This window comes from Serratia marcescens (assembly GCF_029846115.1).
In the GTDB taxonomy this organism is placed as follows: Bacteria; Pseudomonadota; Gammaproteobacteria; order Enterobacterales; family Enterobacteriaceae; genus Serratia; species Serratia marcescens_L.
In genome coordinates, this window is sequence record NZ_JARVZZ010000001.1 from 2242733 (window position 1) to 2259563 (window position 16831).

The 16831-nt window shown below is 63.7% G+C and carries 18 protein-coding genes; 14 read left to right on the forward strand and 4 right to left on the reverse strand.

Translation table 11 applies throughout. The annotated features are described in order from the left end of the window. The 6 genes from QDT79_RS10485 (at position 1) to modC (ending at position 4793) form a co-directional block, all read left to right on the forward strand. The gene (locus tag QDT79_RS10485) at positions 1 to 1026 is read left to right on the forward strand and encodes a FecCD family ABC transporter permease (RefSeq protein ID WP_063991132.1); all 1026 of its coding nucleotides are present in this window, start codon (positions 1 to 3) and stop codon (positions 1024 to 1026) included. Then, positions 1023 to 1811 carry an ABC transporter ATP-binding protein gene (locus QDT79_RS10490; RefSeq protein WP_107227303.1) on the forward strand — a complete coding sequence of 263 codons (789 nt, stop codon included), beginning with the start codon at positions 1023 to 1025 and terminating at the stop codon, positions 1809 to 1811. Before QDT79_RS10485 ends, QDT79_RS10490 begins: the two co-directional genes overlap by 4 nt. 146 nt (positions 1812 to 1957) lie before the next feature. Next, on the forward strand, positions 1958 to 2107 hold the full coding sequence (locus QDT79_RS10495; protein ID WP_004939813.1) for an AcrZ family multidrug efflux pump-associated protein: 150 nt from the start codon (positions 1958 to 1960) through the stop codon (positions 2105 to 2107). 158 nt (positions 2108 to 2265) lie between these two features. After that, a complete protein-coding gene (gene modA / locus QDT79_RS10500) occupies positions 2266 to 3039 on the forward strand; it encodes a molybdate ABC transporter substrate-binding protein (protein ID WP_063991134.1) in 774 nt (257 codons plus the stop codon). Continuing rightward, the gene (gene modB, locus QDT79_RS10505; protein WP_015377003.1) at positions 3036 to 3725 is read left to right on the forward strand and encodes a molybdate ABC transporter permease subunit; all 690 of its coding nucleotides are present in this window, start codon (positions 3036 to 3038) and stop codon (positions 3723 to 3725) included. The genes modA and modB overlap by 4 nt, the downstream gene beginning before the upstream one ends. Then, positions 3726 to 4793, forward strand: coding sequence for a molybdenum ABC transporter ATP-binding protein ModC (gene modC / locus QDT79_RS10510; protein WP_107227304.1), 1068 nt, complete (start codon positions 3726 to 3728; stop codon positions 4791 to 4793). A 31-nt stretch (positions 4794 to 4824) separates the two neighbouring features. Here modC and QDT79_RS10515 read toward each other — a convergent pair whose 3' ends face one another. Beyond that, the gene (locus tag QDT79_RS10515) at positions 4825 to 5643 is read right to left on the reverse strand and encodes a pyridoxal phosphatase (protein ID WP_308316467.1); all 819 of its coding nucleotides are present in this window, start codon (positions 5641 to 5643) and stop codon (positions 4825 to 4827) included. Positions 5644 to 5821: 178 nt separating this feature from the next. Between QDT79_RS10515 and pgl the strand changes: the two genes are divergently transcribed. Further along, positions 5822 to 6817: a 6-phosphogluconolactonase gene (gene pgl / locus QDT79_RS10520; RefSeq protein WP_308316468.1), complete on the forward strand. Its 996-nt coding sequence runs from the start codon at positions 5822 to 5824 to the stop codon at positions 6815 to 6817. A 67-nt stretch (positions 6818 to 6884) separates the two neighbouring features. On the opposite strand, the gene QDT79_RS10525 is transcribed toward pgl, so the two are convergent. Beyond that, positions 6885 to 7367 (reverse strand): kinase inhibitor, encoded by a 483-nt coding sequence (locus QDT79_RS10525; protein WP_197816974.1) that lies wholly within the window; start codon positions 7365 to 7367, stop codon positions 6885 to 6887. Between the two features lie 156 nt (positions 7368 to 7523). Here QDT79_RS10525 and QDT79_RS10530 point away from each other — a divergent pair, with 156 nt between their 5' ends. Then, entirely contained in the window at positions 7524 to 7925 is a 402-nt protein-coding gene (locus tag QDT79_RS10530; RefSeq protein WP_038870940.1) for a YkvA family protein, read from the forward strand. Positions 7926 to 7929: 4 nt separating this feature from the next. Here the strand turns inward: QDT79_RS10530 and bioA are convergent, their stop codons facing one another. Next, positions 7930 to 9204 carry an adenosylmethionine--8-amino-7-oxononanoate transaminase gene (gene bioA, locus QDT79_RS10535; protein WP_308316469.1) on the reverse strand — a complete coding sequence of 425 codons (1275 nt, stop codon included), beginning with the start codon at positions 9202 to 9204 and terminating at the stop codon, positions 7930 to 7932. Between the two features lie 88 nt (positions 9205 to 9292). On the opposite strand from bioA, the gene bioB reads away from it, so the two are divergent. The 4 genes from bioB to bioD are packed head-to-tail and all read left to right on the forward strand — an operon-like array spanning position 9293 to position 12899. After that, positions 9293 to 10330, forward strand: a complete 1038-nt coding sequence (bioB, locus tag QDT79_RS10540) for a biotin synthase BioB (RefSeq protein ID WP_025301918.1) — start codon at positions 9293 to 9295, stop codon at positions 10328 to 10330. Continuing rightward, on the forward strand, positions 10330 to 11481 hold the full coding sequence (bioF, locus tag QDT79_RS10545) for an 8-amino-7-oxononanoate synthase (protein WP_107227306.1): 1152 nt from the start codon (positions 10330 to 10332) through the stop codon (positions 11479 to 11481). The genes bioB and bioF overlap by 1 nt, the downstream gene beginning before the upstream one ends. Next, the gene (bioC, locus tag QDT79_RS10550; RefSeq protein WP_063991141.1) at positions 11465 to 12232 is read left to right on the forward strand and encodes a malonyl-ACP O-methyltransferase BioC; all 768 of its coding nucleotides are present in this window, start codon (positions 11465 to 11467) and stop codon (positions 12230 to 12232) included. Before bioF ends, bioC begins: the two co-directional genes overlap by 17 nt. Then, positions 12225 to 12899 (forward strand): dethiobiotin synthase, encoded by a 675-nt coding sequence (bioD, locus tag QDT79_RS10555; RefSeq protein ID WP_308316470.1) that lies wholly within the window; start codon positions 12225 to 12227, stop codon positions 12897 to 12899. The genes bioC and bioD overlap by 8 nt, the downstream gene beginning before the upstream one ends. A 27-nt stretch (positions 12900 to 12926) precedes the next feature. Here the strand turns inward: bioD and QDT79_RS10560 are convergent, their stop codons facing one another. Then, entirely contained in the window at positions 12927 to 13649 is a 723-nt protein-coding gene (locus tag QDT79_RS10560; RefSeq protein WP_063991143.1) for an ATP-binding cassette domain-containing protein, read from the reverse strand. A gap of 452 nt (positions 13650 to 14101) precedes the next feature. On the opposite strand from QDT79_RS10560, the gene QDT79_RS10565 reads away from it, so the two are divergent. Beyond that, positions 14102 to 14224, forward strand: a complete 123-nt coding sequence (locus QDT79_RS10565) for a hypothetical protein (RefSeq protein ID WP_308316471.1) — start codon at positions 14102 to 14104, stop codon at positions 14222 to 14224. 531 nt (positions 14225 to 14755) lie between these two features. Continuing rightward, positions 14756 to 16768, forward strand: a complete 2013-nt coding sequence (gene uvrB, locus QDT79_RS10570; RefSeq protein WP_107227308.1) for an excinuclease ABC subunit UvrB — start codon at positions 14756 to 14758, stop codon at positions 16766 to 16768. Positions 16769 to 16831: the final 63 nt, after the last annotated feature.

The window sequence follows — 16831 nt, forward strand, 5'->3', positions numbered from 1 at the left end:
ATGATCCGGCGGTTACTGCCCGGCCGTGAGGCCGGCTGGCTGCTGTTGTTGGCGGCAGCGCTGCCGCTGGCCCTGCTGGGCGCCACCTTGTCGGGGCCTGCGCCGATCGCGTGGCACGACGCCTGGCGCATCGTATTCGGCGTCAGCGGCAGCGCGGCGACCGATGCCGAGGTGTATCAGCGCATCATCTGGTCGCTGCGGATGCCGCGCGCGCTATTGGCGGCGCTGGCCGGCGCCGGGCTGGCGTTGGCGGGCACCGTGCTGCAGTCGCTGACCCGCAACCCGCTGGCCGATCCCTGGGTGCTGGGGATCTCCTCCGGCGCCGGCGTGGGGGCGGTAACGGTGTTGATATTGGGACTGGGGGGCGGCCTGTTGTCGGTGTCCGGCGGCGCGTTTATCGGCGCGCTGGGGGCGTTTGCGTTGGTGATGCTGCTGGCCGGGCGTTCCCTGCAGGGGGAGTCCACGCTGTTTATTCTGGCCGGGGTGGCGGTGACGCAGCTGCTCTCCGCACTGACTTCGCTGATCACCCTCTGGCAGGCGGATGCCAACGCCACGCGCGGCGTGATGTTCTGGCTGCTGGGATCGTTCAGCGACGCGCGCTGGCCGCAGGTCGGGTTGTGCGGGCTGGCGCTGGCGGCGGCGCTGCTGCTTTGTTGGCTGCGAGCGGGTGAGCTGGACGCGCTGGCGTTCGGCGGCGTGACCGCCGCTTCGCTGGGGGTGGCGGTGGCTCCGCTGAAGCTGCTGCTGTATGTGGTGACCACCGCGCTGACGGCGGCGATCGTCGCGTTCAGCGGTGCGGTGGGATTTATCGGGCTGACGGTGCCGCACGTCGCCCGGCGGCTGGTCGGCTCGCGGCATCGGCGGCTGTTGCCGGCCAGCGCGCTGTGCGGTGCGCTGTTCGCCGTGGCGGCGGACACGCTGGCCAGAACGCTGTTTGCCCCGCGCGAGCTGCCGGTCGGCGTGCTGACCGCGCTGCTGGGGGTGCCGGTATTCCTGCTGTTGCTGTATCGGAAGGTCAATGCATGACGATTGAAAAAGCGCGATCCGGCCTGTGCGCCGAGGGGGTGAGCTGGCGGGCGGGCGAACGCACGGTGCTGGAAAATCTCAGTTTCTGCGCCTTGCACGGTGAGGTCACCGGCGTGCTCGGCGTCAACGGCAGCGGTAAATCCACGTTGCTCAAGCTGTTGGCCGGGTTGCAGCCCGTCGCCGGGGGCCGCGTTTGGCTGGAAGGGCGCGAGATCGCCGCGTTTTCCGGGCGGGAGCGCGCCAGGCGCATCGCTTTTCTCGAGCAATCCGCCCCCGGCGCCTTCGCGCTGCCGGTGAAGGAGGCGGTGCTACTGGGGCGCCTGGCCCATATCGGCCGCTGGCGCGGTTTTGGTACCGAGGATCGCCGCTTCGCCGGGCAGGCGATGGAGCAAGTGGGCATTAGCCACCTGGCCGATCGCGATTGGCAGCGGCTGTCCGGCGGTGAACGGCAGCGGGTGCACCTGGCGCGCGCGCTGGCGCAGCAAACGCCGTGGCTGCTGCTGGACGAACCCGCCAACCATCTGGATATCGCCCATCAGCAGCAGTTTATGGCCTTGCTGCGGCGGCTGAAACTTAGCGTGGTGGTGACGTTGCACGATCTGAATCTGGCCGCCTGTTATTGCGATCGGGTGGCGCTGCTGCAGCGAGGCAGGGTCTGCGCGGCGGGTGCGCCGCAGCAGGCGCTGACGCCGGAACACATTCGCGCGGTGTACGGGGTGGAGGCCCGGCTGGCGGCGCCCGCCGGCTACGCGCCACCGTTGATCTACTATCCCGCGGCGGGATGAGATCGGTCAAAAGGGCACGTTTGGCCGATCACAATTTCGCCCCGCTGGCTAAAATAACTCCGGTTTTAGCGATTTTTTTGGGTTAGAATAACCCGATATGCGGTGAAAGGCATTTGCCGCTCAATGGGCAGTTAAGCGAGGCTATCATGTTGGAATTATTGAAAAGTCTGTTGTTTGCCGTAGTCATGGTGCCGGTGGTCATGGCGCTGATCCTCGGCCTGATCTACGGTTTTGGCGAAGTGTTCAACGTCTTCTCCAAAGTGGGCCGTTCGAAAGAAAACCGCACCCAGCACTGACCGTTCCCCATCCCGATACCCGCCGGCGTCGCCCGGCGGGCATTCCTCAAGTTATCTCACGCTTTGCCGATAAACCGCATGACAAGCTTTCGCGCAACGTTATATTATTTTTTATATAACGAAGAGTGATAATGCACGTTAACTTGCGGAGAAAAACAATGAAACAGCAATGGACCAAATGGGTTGGCGGGATCGTGTTGGCCTCGGGCCTGGTGGCACAGGCTTCGGCGGCGGAAAAGATCACCGTGTTCGCCGCCGCGTCGCTGACCAACGCGCTGCAGGACATCGCCACCCAGTATCAAAAAGGCAAGGATGTGCAGGTGGTTTCCTCCTTTGCGTCGTCCTCGACGCTGGCGCGCCAAATTGAGCAGGGCGCCCCGGCCGATCTGTTCATCTCCGCCGATCAACAGTGGATGGATTACGCCATCGACAAGCAGCAGATGGTGAAAGACACCCGCTACACGCTGCTGGGCAACGAACTGGTGCTGATCGCCGCCAAGAGCGATAAGCAAGACAAGATCGCCATCGACAAGCAGACCGACTGGGCCAAGCTGCTCAACGGCGGCCGCCTGGCGGTGGGCGATCCGGATCACGTGCCGGCCGGCATCTACGCCAAAGAGGCGCTGGAGCACCTGGGCGCCTGGAACGCGCTGGAGCCGAAACTGGCGCGCGCCAACAACGTGCGCAGCGCCATGGCGCTGGTGGAGCGCGGTGAAGCGCCGCTCGGCATCGTCTACGGCTCCGACGCGGTCGCCAGCGACAAGGTGAAAGTGGTGGGCGTGTTCCCGGAAGACAGCCACAAACCGGTTGAATATCCGATGGCGATGGTGAAAGATCGTCAAAATCCGACGGTCAGCGCTTTCTATACCTATCTGAAGAGCCCGGAAGCGGCCGCTATTTTCGAACATTATGGATTCACCCCGCGTAAATGATTCTGAGTGAGTACGAGTGGCAGGCGGTTGAGCTGAGCCTGAAAGTCTCCGGTTTGGCGGTGGTCTGCAGCCTGCCGTTCGGCATTCTGATGGCCTGGGTGCTGGTGCGTTGCCGCTTTCCCGGCAAGGCGCTGTTGGACGGCGTCATTCACCTGCCCCTGGTGCTGCCCCCGGTGGTGGTCGGCTATTTGCTGCTGATCGCCATGGGGCGGCGCGGCGTCATCGGCGAGTGGCTGTACGACTGGTTCGGCTTCAGCTTTAGCTTTAGTTGGCGCGGCGCCGCGCTGGCATCGGCGGTGGTGGCGTTTCCGCTGATGGTGCGCGCCATCCGGCTGGCGCTGGAGGCGGTGGATACCCGGCTGGAGCAGGCGGCGCGCACGCTGGGCGCCAACCCGTGGCGGGTGTTTTTCACCATCACGCTGCCGCTGTCGCTGCCCGGCGTCATTGTCGGCGTGGTGCTGGCCTTCGCCCGCTCGCTGGGGGAGTTTGGCGCCACCATCACCTTCGTCTCCAACATTCCCGGTGAAACCCGCACCATTCCGCTGGCGATGTATACGCTGATTGAAACGCCGGGGGCGGAAGCCGCCGCCGCGCGCCTGTGCGTGATCGCCATCGTGCTGTCGCTGGCTTCCCTGATGGTGTCCGAATGGCTGGCCCGCTGGGGCCGCAAACGGATGGGGGTGTAAATGCTGGAGCTGGATTTCTCGCAGCAGCTGGGCGACCTTAATCTCAACGTCCGCGCCGATTTGTCGGCGCAGGGCATCACCGCGATTTTCGGCCTGTCCGGCGCGGGCAAAACGTCCCTGATTAACGCCATCGGCGGCCTGACCCGCTTGCAGCAGGGGCGCATCGCACTTAATGGCCGTACGCTGGTGGATACCGCCGCGGGCCTTTGCCTGCCGCCGGAAAAGCGCCGCATCGGCTACGTGTTTCAGGATGCACGGCTGTTCCCGCACTATCGGGTGCGCGGCAACCTGCAGTACGGCATGGCGGCCGGCATGCGCGCGCAGTTCAATACCATCGTCGAGCTGCTGGGCATCGGGCCGTTGCTCAATCGGCTGCCGCTGACGCTCTCCGGCGGTGAAAAACAGCGGGTGGCGATCGGCCGCGCGCTGCTGACCGCGCCGGAGCTGCTGCTGATGGACGAACCGCTGGCCTCGCTCGACCTGCCGCGCAAACGCGAGCTGCTGCCGTATCTGGAGCGGCTGGCGCAGGACGTCAACATCCCCATCCTCTACGTCAGCCACAGCCTGGACGAGATCCTGCGCCTGGCCGAGCAGGTGATGGTGCTGGATCGCGGCGAGGTGCTTGCGTTCGGCGGGCTGGAAGCCGTCTGGGCCAGCAGCGCGCTGCGGCCGTGGCTGCAGCGTGAAGATCAGAGCAGCGTGCTGCGCGTCAGCGTGATTGAGCATCATCAACGCTATGCCATGACCGCGCTGGCGCTTGGCGATCAAAGGTTGTGGGTCAGCGGCATCGACGCCGAACTGGGCACCCAACTGCGCATTCGCATCAACGCCGCCGACGTCTCGCTGGTGCTGCAACCGCCGGTCAACAGCAGCATTCGCAACGTGTTGCCGGCCAAGGTGAGCGAGTATCTGGAGGTGGACGGGCAGGTGGAAGTGAAGCTGGCGGTCGGGGAGCACGTGCTGTGGGCGCGGATCACGCCGTGGGCGCGCGATGAACTGGCGATCCGCCCCGGGCAGTGGCTGTACGCGCAGGTGAAGAGCGTGTCGATCAGTCGCGAGAGCCGCTAAGACAGGCCCTCCCGGCGGGAGGGCGAAAAAACTAGAGTACGCGGGTGCGGATCACCTCGGCGATGCCCGGCTGCAGGTTATCGGCGATCACCAGATCGGCGCGTTCCTTGATCGCGTCATCGGCGTTGCCCATCGCCACACCCAACCCGACCGCTTCCAGCATGCTGATGTCGTTGTAGTTGTCGCCGAACGCCACCACCTGATCCATGCTCAGCCCCTGCGACTCTACCCATTGGCGCAGGCGCTTGCCTTTGCTGTTGCCGCCTTTGGCGATATCCACCTGATCGTGCCAGGACCATTCGCACGCCAGCCCCAGCTCTTTCTCCACCGTGTAGGCAAACTCGCGCAGCGCCAGGGTATCGGCGTGCGAGGTAGCGAATTTCCAGATCGCCTGCGCGTCGTCGGCCGCCTGCGCCAGGCTGCCGACCTGCAGCAGCGTCGGGCGCTGCGCCGCCGGCAGAGTTTCGGCCCAGGCCAGCGAGCGGGTCACGTGGCCGCTCGGCTCCTGGTACAGCATGGCGTCGTCAACGTACATCAGCCCGTGAATGTCGGTCTGTTTGAGCATCTGCAGCACCTGCTTGGCCTGATCTTTCGCCAGCGGATCGGCGGCCAGCACCTTTTTCTGCTGAAAATCATACAGGTAGGTGCCGTTGCAGCAGATGGCCGGGGTGTCTATCTGCAGCGCCTGGTAGAAAGGATGGATGGCGACGTGATGGCGGCCGGTGACCACCACCACCTGGACGCCGGCGGCGCGCGCCTGCGTCAGTGCTTCCAGCGACTGCGGTAAGATGCGTTTTTGGTTGTCCAGCAGGGTGCCGTCAAGATCGAGGGCGATGACGCGGTAGCTCATAGGGTTCTCGTTATCGTTAGCCATAAAATTAATTCGATGGTACACCGGATAGCCAACGGAGAAAACCGCGTGAGCTTCCGGTGCTAAGTGGGGTTGCCATGCGACGGATGTGCGGTAAGCTAGGGGCAATCGAACGGCCTGAAACCGGTTCCTCTTTTACCCTTTGCAAGGAGAACACATGAAGCAAATCGTTTATGTCGCCAGCCCGGAGAGCCAGCAGATCCACGTTTGGCATTTGGACGACGCCGGCGCGCTGGCGCTGCTGCAAACCGTTGATGTGCCGGGCCAGGTGCAGCCGATGACCCTTCATCCGGACAAGACCCACCTGTACGTCGGCGTACGTCCGGCGTTCGGCATCGTCAGCTACCGCATCGAGGCGGACGGCACGCTGCAGCAGGCCGGCATGGCGCCGCTGCCGGGCAGCCCGACCCATATCTCCACCGATTTGCAGGGGCGTTACCTGTTCTCCGCCTCCTACAGCGGCAACTGCGCCAGCATCAGCCCGATTGGCCATGACGGCGTGGTGACGGCGCCTATTCAGCAGATCGACGGCCTGACCGCGCCGCACTCGGCGAACATCGATCCGACCAACCAGCTGGTGCTGGTGCCGTGCCTGAAAGAAGACCGCATCCGCCTGTTCAACCTGAGCCTGGCAGGCCAGCTGACGCCGCACGCGCAGGAAGCGGTGGTGACCGCCGCCGGCGCCGGCCCGCGCCATATGGCGTTCCACCACAACGACAAGTTCGCCTACTGCGTCAATGAGCTGGACGGCACGGTGGACGTGCTGGCCATCTCGGAAAACGGCGGCCACTACACCGTGACGCAGACGCTGGACATCATGCCGGCCGACTTCGACGGCACCCGCTGGGCGGCGGACATCCATATCACCCCGAACGGCCGCTTCCTGTACACCAGCGATCGCACCGCCAGCATTCTGACCATTTTCAGCGTTTCCGAAGACGGCGGCACGCTGAGCGTGGTCGGCTATCACCCGACCGAAGCGCAGCCGCGCGGTTTCAATATCGATCACAGCGGCCGCTTCGTGATTTCGTCCGGCCAGAAATCCGATCACATCGCGGTGCATGAGATTGACCAGCGCAGCGGCGAGCTGACCACGCTGGCGCGCTATCCGGTGGGCAAAGGCCCGATGTGGGTGAGCGTGCTGGCGAAGTAATTCGGCGGTCAGACGAGTATGGAAAAAGCGCGGTTCGGTTGAATCGCGCTTTTTTATTGGCGGGGAATCAGTTGAACGTCACCGTCAGCGTGGCGCTGCCGAGGCTGTGGAAATGGACGTTGAAGCCCACCAGCGCGCCGCTGGATCCCTCATCCACTTCGATACGCTCCACGTCCAGCGCATGCACGGTGAACTGGTAGCGGTGGCTTTCGCCCTCTGGCGGTGCCGCGCCGCCGTAGCCGGCCGAGCCGAAGTCGGTGCGGGTCTGCAGCGCGCCGGCGGGCAGTGGGGCTTTGCCGGAGCCCGCGCCTTGCGGCAGCTCGCGCACGTCGGCGGGAATATTGGCCACGATCCAGTGCCACCAGCCGGAGCCGGTCGGGGCATCGGGATCGTAAACGGCGATCACGAAGCTTTTGGTGCCGGCCGGCACGCCGTCCCAGGCCAGATGGGGCGACAGGTTATCGCCGTGGTAGCCCATGCCGTTGAAGACCTGCGGCTGCGGCAGTTTGCCGCCGTCCTGCAGATCGTTGCTGTACAAACGAAAAGCCATAGTGACTCCCAGTTGTCGGTAAACGCGGACCCTTAAGCTAGATCGTTTCGCCGTGACAATACAAGTGGGATTGCCATTCGCCAACGGCGGCGCGGATCGGTTACCATGGCCGCATCTTCCTCCCTACAGACCGCCGGATAGCCAAACAACGCCACCATGATCTCACTGAAAAAACGCACGCCGTGGTTCGGCTGGCTGCGCCGTTGGGCCAAAAGCATTAAGCGCGATATTTATGCGCTGTGGCTGGCCGCCCGTGATAAGCGCACCCCGTGGTACGCCAAACTGATCGCGCTGCTGGTGGCCGGCTATGCGATCTCGCCGATCGATCTGATCCCGGACTTCATTCCGGTGCTGGGCTATCTGGATGACGTGATCATCGTGCCGTTGGGCATCATGCTGGCGGTGCGCCTGATCCCCAAGCCGCTGATGGCCGAGCTGCGCGAGAAGGCGCAAAAGCGCGTCGATAACCCCACCGGCCGCATGGCGGCGGCGATGATCATTTTACTTTGGCTGCTGTGCCTGGGCCTGCTGGCCCGCTATCTGGACCAGCATTGGTAAGCTATTAACGCGCGGCGGCGGCCATGGCGGCGGTCAGGCGGCTGAGCTGTTCCGCTTCGATGATGTAAGGCGGCATCAGGTAAATCAGCTTGCCGAACGGCCGGATCCACACCCCGCGCTCGACGAACCCGCGCTGCAGCTCGGCGACGTTCACCGGTTCGCGCATCTCCACCACCCCAATCGCGCCCAGCACCCGCACGTCCGCCACCTTCGGCAGCGCCGCGAGCGGCAGCAGTTCCTGTTTCAGCTGGGATTCGATGGCGCTCACCTGCGCCTGCCAGCGATTTTCCGCCAGCAGCGCCAGGCTGGCGTCCGCCACCGCGCAGGCCAGCGGGTTGCCCATAAAGGTTGGGCCGTGCATAAAGCAGCCGGCCGCGCCGTTGCTGATGGTCTCCGCCACGTGGCGGGTGGTCAGGGTGGCGGACAGCGTCATGTAGCCGCCGGTCAGCGCCTTGCCCAGGCAGAGAATGTCCGGTACCACCTGTGCGTGCTCGCAGGCGAACAGCTTGCCGGTGCGGCCGAAGCCGGTGGCGATCTCGTCGGCGATCAGCAGCACCTGATAGCGATCGCACAGCTCGCGCACCCGCTTGAGGTAGGTCGGGTGGTAGATGCGCATGCCGCCGGCACCTTGCACCACCGGTTCCAGGATCACCGCCGCCACTTCACCGGCGTGCTGCTCCAGCAACGCGGCGAACGGGGCGATGTCCTCTTCGCGCCATTCTTCGTCGAAGCGGCACTGCGGCGCGGTGGCGAACAGGTGCGGCGCCAGGTAGCCCTGATAGAGGCTGTGCATCGAGTTGTCCGGATCGCAGACCGACATCGCGCCGAAGGTATCGCCGTGATAGCCATGACGCAGCGTCAGGATGCGCTGCCGCCGCTCACCGCGCGCCTGCCAATACTGCAGCGCCATCTTCAGCGACACTTCCACCGCCACCGAACCGGAATCTGCCAGGAACACGCACTGCAGCGCTTCCGGCGTCATCTCCACTAACCGACGGCACAGCGAGATGGCGGCCGGATGGGTAATACCGCCGAACATCACGTGCGACATCTTCTCCAGCTGCTGGCTGGCGGCCTGATTCAGGCGCGGGTGGTTGTAACCGTGGATCGCCGCCCACCAGGAGGACATGCCGTCCACCAGACGCCGGCCGTCCGCCAGCTGCAGTTCGACGCCGCTGGCCGATTCGATCGGGTAACAGGGTAACGGGCGGCTCATGGAGGTGTAGGGGTGCCAGATATGACGTTGGTCAAACGCCAGGTCGGAAGCAGTGACGGACATACTTGTAAACCAAATTGAATTAAGATTGGTTGACAGTATATCCACAATATTTAAACTGGCGACACTTTTTCGTTTTGGAGACGCCATGATGGCCGACCGCATTCACTGGACAGTAGGGCAAGCCCAGGCCCTGTTTGATAAACCGCTGCTTGAACTGCTGTTCGAGGCGCAAACCGTACACCGCCAACACTTCGACCCGCGTCAGGTGCAGGTCAGCACACTGCTGTCGATCAAAACCGGCGCTTGTCCGGAAGACTGCAAATACTGCCCGCAGAGTTCGCGCTACAAGACCGGCCTGGAGTCGGAGCGGTTGATGCAGGTCGAGCAGGTGCTGGAATCGGCGCGCAAGGCCAAGGCGAACGGCTCGACCCGTTTTTGCATGGGCGCGGCGTGGAAGAACCCGCACGAGCGCGATATGCCTTATTTGCAGCAGATGGTGCAGGGCGTGAAAGCGATGGGCATGGAAACCTGCATGACGCTGGGCACACTGGACGGCACTCAGGCCGAGCGGCTGGCGGAAGCCGGGCTGGATTATTACAACCATAACCTCGATACCTCGCCGGAGTTCTACGGCAGCATCATCACCACCCGCAGCTACCAGGAACGCCTGGATACGCTCGACAAAGTGCGCGACGCCGGCATCAAAGTGTGCTCCGGCGGCATCGTCGGGCTGGGTGAAACGGTGCGCGACCGTGCCGGGCTGCTGGTGCAGCTGGCCAACCTGCCGAAGCCGCCGGAGAGCGTGCCGATCAACATGCTGGTGAAGGTAAAAGGCACGCCGCTGGCGGATAACGACGACGTCGATCCGTTTGACTTCATCCGCACTATTGCGGTGGCGCGCATCATGATGCCGTCCTCTTATGTTCGCCTCTCCGCCGGCCGTGAACAGATGAACGAACAGACGCAGGCGATGTGCTTTATGGCTGGCGCCAACTCGATCTTCTATGGCTGCAAGCTGCTGACCACGCCGAACCCGGAAGAAGACAAAGACCTGCAGCTGTTCCGCAAGCTGGGGCTGAACCCGCAGCAGACCGCCACCGAACACGGCGACAATCAGCAACAGCAAGTGCTGGCTAAGCAACTGCTGAACGCCGATACCGCCGAGTTTTACAACGCGGCGCTGTGATGAGCTGGCCACAACGCATCGAGCAGGCGCTGGCAGAGCGGCGCCTCAACGCCGCCTACCGTCGGCGACAGACCACCGAGGGCGGCAATGGCCGCCAGATCCGGCTCGGCGATCGCCTCTACCTGAACTTCTCCGGCAACGACTACCTGGGGCTGAGCCAGGACGCGCGGGTAATCGCCGCCTGGCAGCAGGGCGCGCAGCGTTATGGCGTCGGCAGCGGCGGTTCGAGCCATGTCACCGGCTTTAGCGCGGCGCATCAGGCGCTGGAGGAGCAACTGGCGGCGTGGCTCGGCTATCCGCGCGCGCTGCTGTTTATCTCCGGTTACGCCGCCAACCAGGCGGTGCTGGCGGCGTTGATGCAGAAAGGTGATCGCATTTTAGCCGATCGCCTCAGCCACGCCTCGCTGCTGGAGGCGGCGGCGCAGTCGCCGGCCGAGCTGCGCCGCTTCCAGCACAACAAGCCGCAGGCGCTGGCGGATCTGCTGGCCAAACCCTGTGAAGGGCAGCGGCTGGCGGTGACCGAAGGGGTGTTCAGCATGGACGGCGACGGCGCACCGTTGACGGAACTGCATCGCTTAACCCGCGCGGCGGGCGCCTGGCTGATGGTGGACGATGCCCACGGCGTCGGCGTGCGCGGCGAGCAAGGCCGCGGCAGCTGCTGGCAGCAGGGCGTGCGCCCTGAACTGCTGGTGGCGACCTTCGGCAAGGCGTTCGGCGTCAGCGGCGCGGCAGTGCTGTGCGATGAGGCGACCGCCGAGTATCTGCTGCAGTTCGCCCGCCATCTGATCTACAGCACCGCGATGCCGCCGGCGCAGGCCTGTGCGCTGCAGGCGGCGCTGGCCTGCATTCGAGAGGGCGATGAACTGCGCGCCCGGCTGCAGGACAACATTCGGCGTTTCCGCCAGGGCGCGGCGCCGCTGGCGCTAACCCTGACGGATTCCGACACCGCCATCCAGCCGTTGCTGGTGGGGGACAATCAACGCGCGCTCGATCTGGCGACCCGCCTGCGCGAGCGCGGGCTGTGGGTGAGCGCCATCCGCCCACCGACGGTACCGCCGGGCGGCGCGCGGCTGCGCATTACCCTGACGGCGGCGCATCAGCCGCAGGACATCGATCGCCTGCTGGAGGTATTACATGACGTCAGCCAATGACGCGGTGAACAAACAGGCGGTCGCTTCGGCCTTCAGCCGTGCCGCCGGCAGCTACGACGCCGCCGCCGCGCTGCAGCGTGACGTTGGCGAGCGCTTACTGGGGATGGGGAGTGCCCATCCGGGCGAACGGCTGCTGGATGCCGGCTGCGGCACCGGTTATTTCAGCCGTCTGTGGCGCGAGCGCGGCATGCAGGTAACCGCGCTCGATCTGGCGCCGGGCATGCTGGACGTCGCCCGCCAACGGCAGGCGGCGCATCATTATTTGCTGGGCGATATCGAACAGGTGCCGCTGCCCGATGCGGCGATGGACATCTGTTTCAGCAGCCTGGTGGTGCAGTGGTGCAGCGATCTGCCCGCCGCGCTGGCGGAGCTGTATCGCGTCACCCGCCCCGGCGGCGCGATCCTGTTTTCCACGCTGGCGGCGGGATCGCTGCAGGAGCTGGGGGACGCCTGGCAACAGGTGGACGGCGAGCGCCACGTGAACGCCTTTCTGCCGCTGGCGCAGATCCGCGCCGCCTGTGCTGACTACCGACACGAGCTGGTCACGGAGCTGCGCACCCTGAACTACCCGGACGTGATGACGCTGATGCGTTCGCTCAAGGGCATCGGGGCCACGCATCTGCATCAGGGGCGTGAGGGCGGCCTGATGTCGCGCGGCCGTCTCGCCGCGCTGCAGGCGGCTTACCCGTGCCGGCAGGGGCAGTTCCCGCTCAGCTATCATCTGGTTTATGGAGTGATTTATCGTGATTAAACGTTGGTTCGTGACCGGCACCGACACCGAGGTCGGAAAAACCGTCGCCAGCAGCGCCTTACTGCAGGCCGCCAACCGGACGGGCTACCGCAGCGCCGGTTATAAGCCGGTGGCTTCCGGCAGCGAGATGACCCCCGAGGGGCTGCGCAACGGCGACGCGCTGGCGCTGCAGGCCAACAGCGGCGTGGCGCTCCGCTACGACGAAGTGAACCCTTACGTTTTTGCCGAACCGACCTCGCCGCATATCGTCAGCGCCGATGAAGGCCGGCCGATCGAGGCGGCGCGGCTGTCCGACGGCCTGCGCCGGCTGGAGCAGCGCGCCGACTGGGTGCTGGTCGAGGGCGCGGGCGGATGGTTTACCCCGCTGTCGGCGCAGTACACCTTCGCCGACTGGGTGCAGCAGGAGCAGCTGCCGGTGATCCTGGTGGTGGGCATCAAACTGGGCTGCATCAACCACGCGGTGCTGACGGCGCAGGCGGTGCAACAGGCGGGGCTGACGCTGGCCGGTTGGATCGCCAACGACGTGACGCCGCCGGGGCGGCGGCATCAGGAATACCTGGCCACGCTGCGCCGTATGCTGCCGGCGCCGCTGCTGGGCGAAATCCCGCACCTGCCGCAGGCCGAGCGGGCGCCGCTGGGGGAGTACCTGGATATCAGCCTGCTGTAAACTCTCCATGAGGGGGGCTTCTCTCCCTCATCCTTCTTCTTGCCCTGTCAACCCGGTACCGATCAACGCCTCATCCAGCTGCGCCAGCGCGCCGTGCGCCACCGTGCGCCCGCTGTCCAACAGGCAGAAGCGGTCCGCCACCCGGCGCACGAACGACAGCTGATGCTCCACCAGTAAAATGGTCATGCCCAATTCGCGGTTGAGCCAGCGGATCACGTTGCCGATGTCGGCGGCGATCGAGGGCGGTACGCCCGCCGTCGGTTCGTCGAGGATCAGCAGCGCCGGCTCCTGAGCCAGCGCCCGACCAATCGCCAGCTGGCGTTGGGCGCCCACGCACAGATCGCCGGCGCGGCGCGCGCGCATCTGACGCAAATGGGGAAACAGGTTGTAGATCAGCGGCGGAATGCGGCGAGGGGCGCCGCGCCCGGCCATTTGCGCCACCTGCAGATTTTCCTCCACGCTCAGCTGCGAAAAAAGCTGCCGCCCCTGGGGCACGTGGCTGATGCCCAGCGCGGCGCGGCGCTCCATCGGCTGCAGCAGCAGATTTTGCGGCGGCTGATCCGCCGGTTGCCAGGTCATGCTGCCGCTTACCACCGGCACATGCCCCATGATGCAGTTGACCAGCGTGGTCTTGCCCACGCCGTTGCGGCCGAGCAGCACGGTGCACTGGCCGCGCGGCAGCTCCAGGTTGATGTCCCACAGGGTGTGGTTCTGCCCGTAAAATTGATTGACCGATCTCAGGCTCAGCATTTGGCATTCTCCTCATAGACGCCCGTTTCACTCGTTGGCGGGGACTGCAAAGGCCGCATGCGCGGCGAATTTCCCGAGTGTGGCAATGTCTGGAACAAAATGCCGTCCGTCCGATGAGCCAGAGCAAGGTCTGCGGTGGACGGAATGACAGTCAATATGTCGTTAAAAACGACGCTTGTGACGACTTGGTGTCGTTCTTGCGCTTTTACGGGCGATAGCGCCGCGGTGGTTACACGTCGCGGCAGGCAGCGCATCATGCTGCCGCACCGCATTTATGCGCAGGAAGATAAAGCAACTCTCAGGCCAGTTTTATCGCCGGGTGAAAACGGGGATTGTTATCGCCTTGTTAACCGCTAACCAGGCCTGACGTGCGCTGCCGTGGCGGCCCGAAAATACGCGGGGAAGTTAACCCGGACGTTTTTTGCACTCTTGTGGTGCTCTTCGGTGGGGGCATGGTGCAAGGCATTGCGCCGCCGTCAAGAGCGATCCGCGAGAAAGGGGTCGATGCGATTTTGGCAATGGGGATTTTTAGTATTAATCGGCATAAACAAAGCGATATTTTTATGAAAAAATAACTAAAAAAGCCATTTTAGCGGGTGTAAAGGGCGAAAAGCTTTCTTTCTGTAACTCCCGCCCCGGGCGGGGCGGTGAGAGTTATCCACTATTCCTGTGGATAACCTTGTGTATTAGATTTAGAAAAACGCTGTAAAGCGAGAGCGGACGCGGGTTCTGTTCGCTTTGCCCGCATTCTCGTCTTTTTATTAAATTTGTTATATATCAATATATTAATTAAAATCAAGACGCAGGGTTATTGATCAGGTCTCTATGTATGATTTTTCGACGCGGTGCTATCAATAAGTTAATTCGCGGCAAGTTCTGGGGATAAATCTGTTATTGACAATAAAAATGTCACCCGGCTGTAACGTCACGGTGCAGCGGCGTTGCCGCAGTGCCGGGCGCAGCGACGAATCCGCTTGAAGCTGGTTTTATATCCAGTATCATGGGCACTGGCGCAAATCGCCGACACTTTCCATAATTAGGGGCCACGTCCGGCGCAGAGTCGGCTGGCCGCCTGAGCGCGCGCATCTCCACAGGGTAGCCGAGCAATGAGTAAACTTTTCAAACTGCATTCCGAGTTCAAACCGGCCGGCGATCAGCCGGAAGCCATCCGCAAGCTGGAAGAGGGGCTGGAAGACGGCCTGGCGCATCAGACGCTGCTGGGGGTCACCGGTTCGGGCAAGACATTCACCATCGCCAATGTGATAGCCGATCTGAATCGGCCGACCATGGTGCTGGCGCCGAACAAGACGCTGGCGGCGCAGCTGTACGGCGAGATGAAAGCGTTTTTCCCGGAGAATGCGGTGGAATACTTCGTCTCCTACTACGACTACTACCAGCCGGAAGCCTACGTGCCCAGCTCCGACACCTTCATTGAAAAAGACGCTTCGGTGAACGAGCATATCGAGCAGATGCGCCTGTCCGCCACCAAGGCGCTGCTGGAGCGGCGCGACGTGGTGGTGGTGGCGTCGGTGTCGGCGATCTACGGCCTGGGCGATCCGGATCTTTACCTGAAGATGATGCTGCACCTGACCCAGGGCATGATCATCGATCAACGATCCATTTTGCGCCGCCTGGCGGAACTGCAATATTCCCGCAACGATCAGGCTTTTCAGCGCGCTACCTTCCGCGTGCGCGGCGAGGTGATCGACATCTACCCGGCGGAATCGGACGAGCTGGCGCTGCGCGTCGAGCTGTTCGACGAAGAAGTGGAGCGGCTGTCGCTGTTCGATCCGCTGACCGGGCAGATAGAGCAGGTGGTGCCGCGTTTTACCATCTACCCGAAATCGCACTACGTGACGCCGCGCGAGCGGATCATGCAGGCGATGGAAGAGATCAAGGTCGATCTGGCGGACCGCCGCAAGGTGCTTCTGGCCAACAACAAGCTGCTGGAAGAGCAACGCCTGACGCAGCGCACCCAGTTCGATCTGGAGATGATGAACGAGCTGGGTTACTGCTCGGGCATCGAAAACTACTCGCGCTACCTGTCCGGGCGCGGCGAGGGCGAGCCGCCGCCGACGCTGTTCGACTACCTGCCGGCGGACGGCCTGCTGGTGGTCGACGAATCCCACGTCACCATTCCGCAGATCGGCGCGATGTTCAAGGGCGACCGCGCGCGTAAGGAAACGCTGGTGGAGTACGGCTTCCGCCTGCCCTCGGCGCTGGACAACCGCCCCTTGCGCTTCGAGGAGTTCGAGGCGCTGGCGCCGCAGACCATCTATGTTTCTGCGACGCCGGGCAAATATGAGCTGGAGAAATCCGGCGGCGATCTGATCGATCAGGTGGTGCGGCCGACCGGGCTGCTGGATCCGATCGTGGAAGTGCGGCCGGTGGGCACCCAGGTGGACGATCTGCTTTCCGAGATCCGCAAACGCGCGGCGATCAACGAGCGCGTGCTGGTGACCACCCTGACCAAACGCATGGCGGAAGACCTGACCGAATACCTGGAAGAACATGGCGAGCGCGTGCGCTACCTGCACTCGGACATCGATACCGTGGAACGGGTCGAAATCATCCGTGACCTGCGTCTGGGCGAGTTCGACGTGCTGGTGGGCATCAACCTGTTGCGTGAGGGGCTCGACATGCCTGAGGTGTCGCTGGTGGCGATTCTGGACGCCGACAAGGAAGGCTTCCTGCGTTCCGAGCGTTCGCTGATCCAGACCATTGGCCGCGCGGCGCGTAACCTGAACGGCAAGGCGATCCTGTATGGCGATCGCATCACCGATTCGATGGCCAAGGCGATCGGCGAAACCGAGCGGCGCCGCGCCAAGCAGCAGGCGTATAATGAAGCCAACGGCATCGTGCCGCAGGGGCTGAACAAGAAGATCGGCGACATTTTGCAGATCGGCCAGCCGGTCAACCGTGCCAAGAGCAAAGGCAGGGGCAAGGCGCTGGACGGCGGCGCCCCGCTGCAGAACCTCACGCCGAAAGCGCTGGATCAGAAAATCCGCGATTTGGAGGCGCAAATGTACACCCACGCGCAAAACCTGGAGTTCGAACAGGCGGCTGCGCTACGCGACGAGATCCACCAGCTGCGCGAGCAGTTCATCGCGATTTCCTGACCGTTGGATGGCGCCCGCGCCATGGGCGTCAAAATTCCTTGTCGGCCGCGTCAAAGCTGTTAT

What these genes read in the sequence shown, in the direction of transcription:
- bioB (WP_025301918.1), top strand. Translation starts at nt 9,293, where the DNA reads ATGGCCGACCGCATTCACTGGACAGTAGGGCAAGCCCAGGCCCTGTTT.
- modB (WP_015377003.1), top strand. Translation starts at nt 3,036, where the DNA reads ATGATTCTGAGTGAGTACGAGTGGCAGGCGGTTGAGCTGAGCCTGAAA.
- modC (WP_107227304.1), top strand. Translation starts at nt 3,726, where the DNA reads ATGCTGGAGCTGGATTTCTCGCAGCAGCTGGGCGACCTTAATCTCAAC.
- QDT79_RS10485 (WP_063991132.1), top strand. Translation starts at nt 1, where the DNA reads ATGATCCGGCGGTTACTGCCCGGCCGTGAGGCCGGCTGGCTGCTGTTG.
- bioC (WP_063991141.1), top strand. Translation starts at nt 11,465, where the DNA reads ATGACGTCAGCCAATGACGCGGTGAACAAACAGGCGGTCGCTTCGGCC.
- QDT79_RS10565 (WP_308316471.1), top strand. Translation starts at nt 14,102, where the DNA reads ATGGTGCAAGGCATTGCGCCGCCGTCAAGAGCGATCCGCGAGAAAGGG.
- uvrB (WP_107227308.1), top strand. Translation starts at nt 14,756, where the DNA reads ATGAGTAAACTTTTCAAACTGCATTCCGAGTTCAAACCGGCCGGCGAT.
- QDT79_RS10525 (WP_197816974.1), bottom strand. Translation starts at nt 7,367, where the DNA reads ATGGCTTTTCGTTTGTACAGCAACGATCTGCAGGACGGCGGCAAACTG.
- QDT79_RS10490 (WP_107227303.1), top strand. Translation starts at nt 1,023, where the DNA reads ATGACGATTGAAAAAGCGCGATCCGGCCTGTGCGCCGAGGGGGTGAGC.
- QDT79_RS10515 (WP_308316467.1), bottom strand. Translation starts at nt 5,643, where the DNA reads ATGAGCTACCGCGTCATCGCCCTCGATCTTGACGGCACCCTGCTGGAC.
- bioF (WP_107227306.1), top strand. Translation starts at nt 10,330, where the DNA reads ATGAGCTGGCCACAACGCATCGAGCAGGCGCTGGCAGAGCGGCGCCTC.
- QDT79_RS10530 (WP_038870940.1), top strand. Translation starts at nt 7,524, where the DNA reads ATGATCTCACTGAAAAAACGCACGCCGTGGTTCGGCTGGCTGCGCCGT.
- QDT79_RS10560 (WP_063991143.1), bottom strand. Translation starts at nt 13,649, where the DNA reads ATGCTGAGCCTGAGATCGGTCAATCAATTTTACGGGCAGAACCACACC.
- bioA (WP_308316469.1), bottom strand. Translation starts at nt 9,204, where the DNA reads ATGTCCGTCACTGCTTCCGACCTGGCGTTTGACCAACGTCATATCTGG.
- pgl (WP_308316468.1), top strand. Translation starts at nt 5,822, where the DNA reads ATGAAGCAAATCGTTTATGTCGCCAGCCCGGAGAGCCAGCAGATCCAC.
- QDT79_RS10495 (WP_004939813.1), top strand. Translation starts at nt 1,958, where the DNA reads ATGTTGGAATTATTGAAAAGTCTGTTGTTTGCCGTAGTCATGGTGCCG.
- modA (WP_063991134.1), top strand. Translation starts at nt 2,266, where the DNA reads ATGAAACAGCAATGGACCAAATGGGTTGGCGGGATCGTGTTGGCCTCG.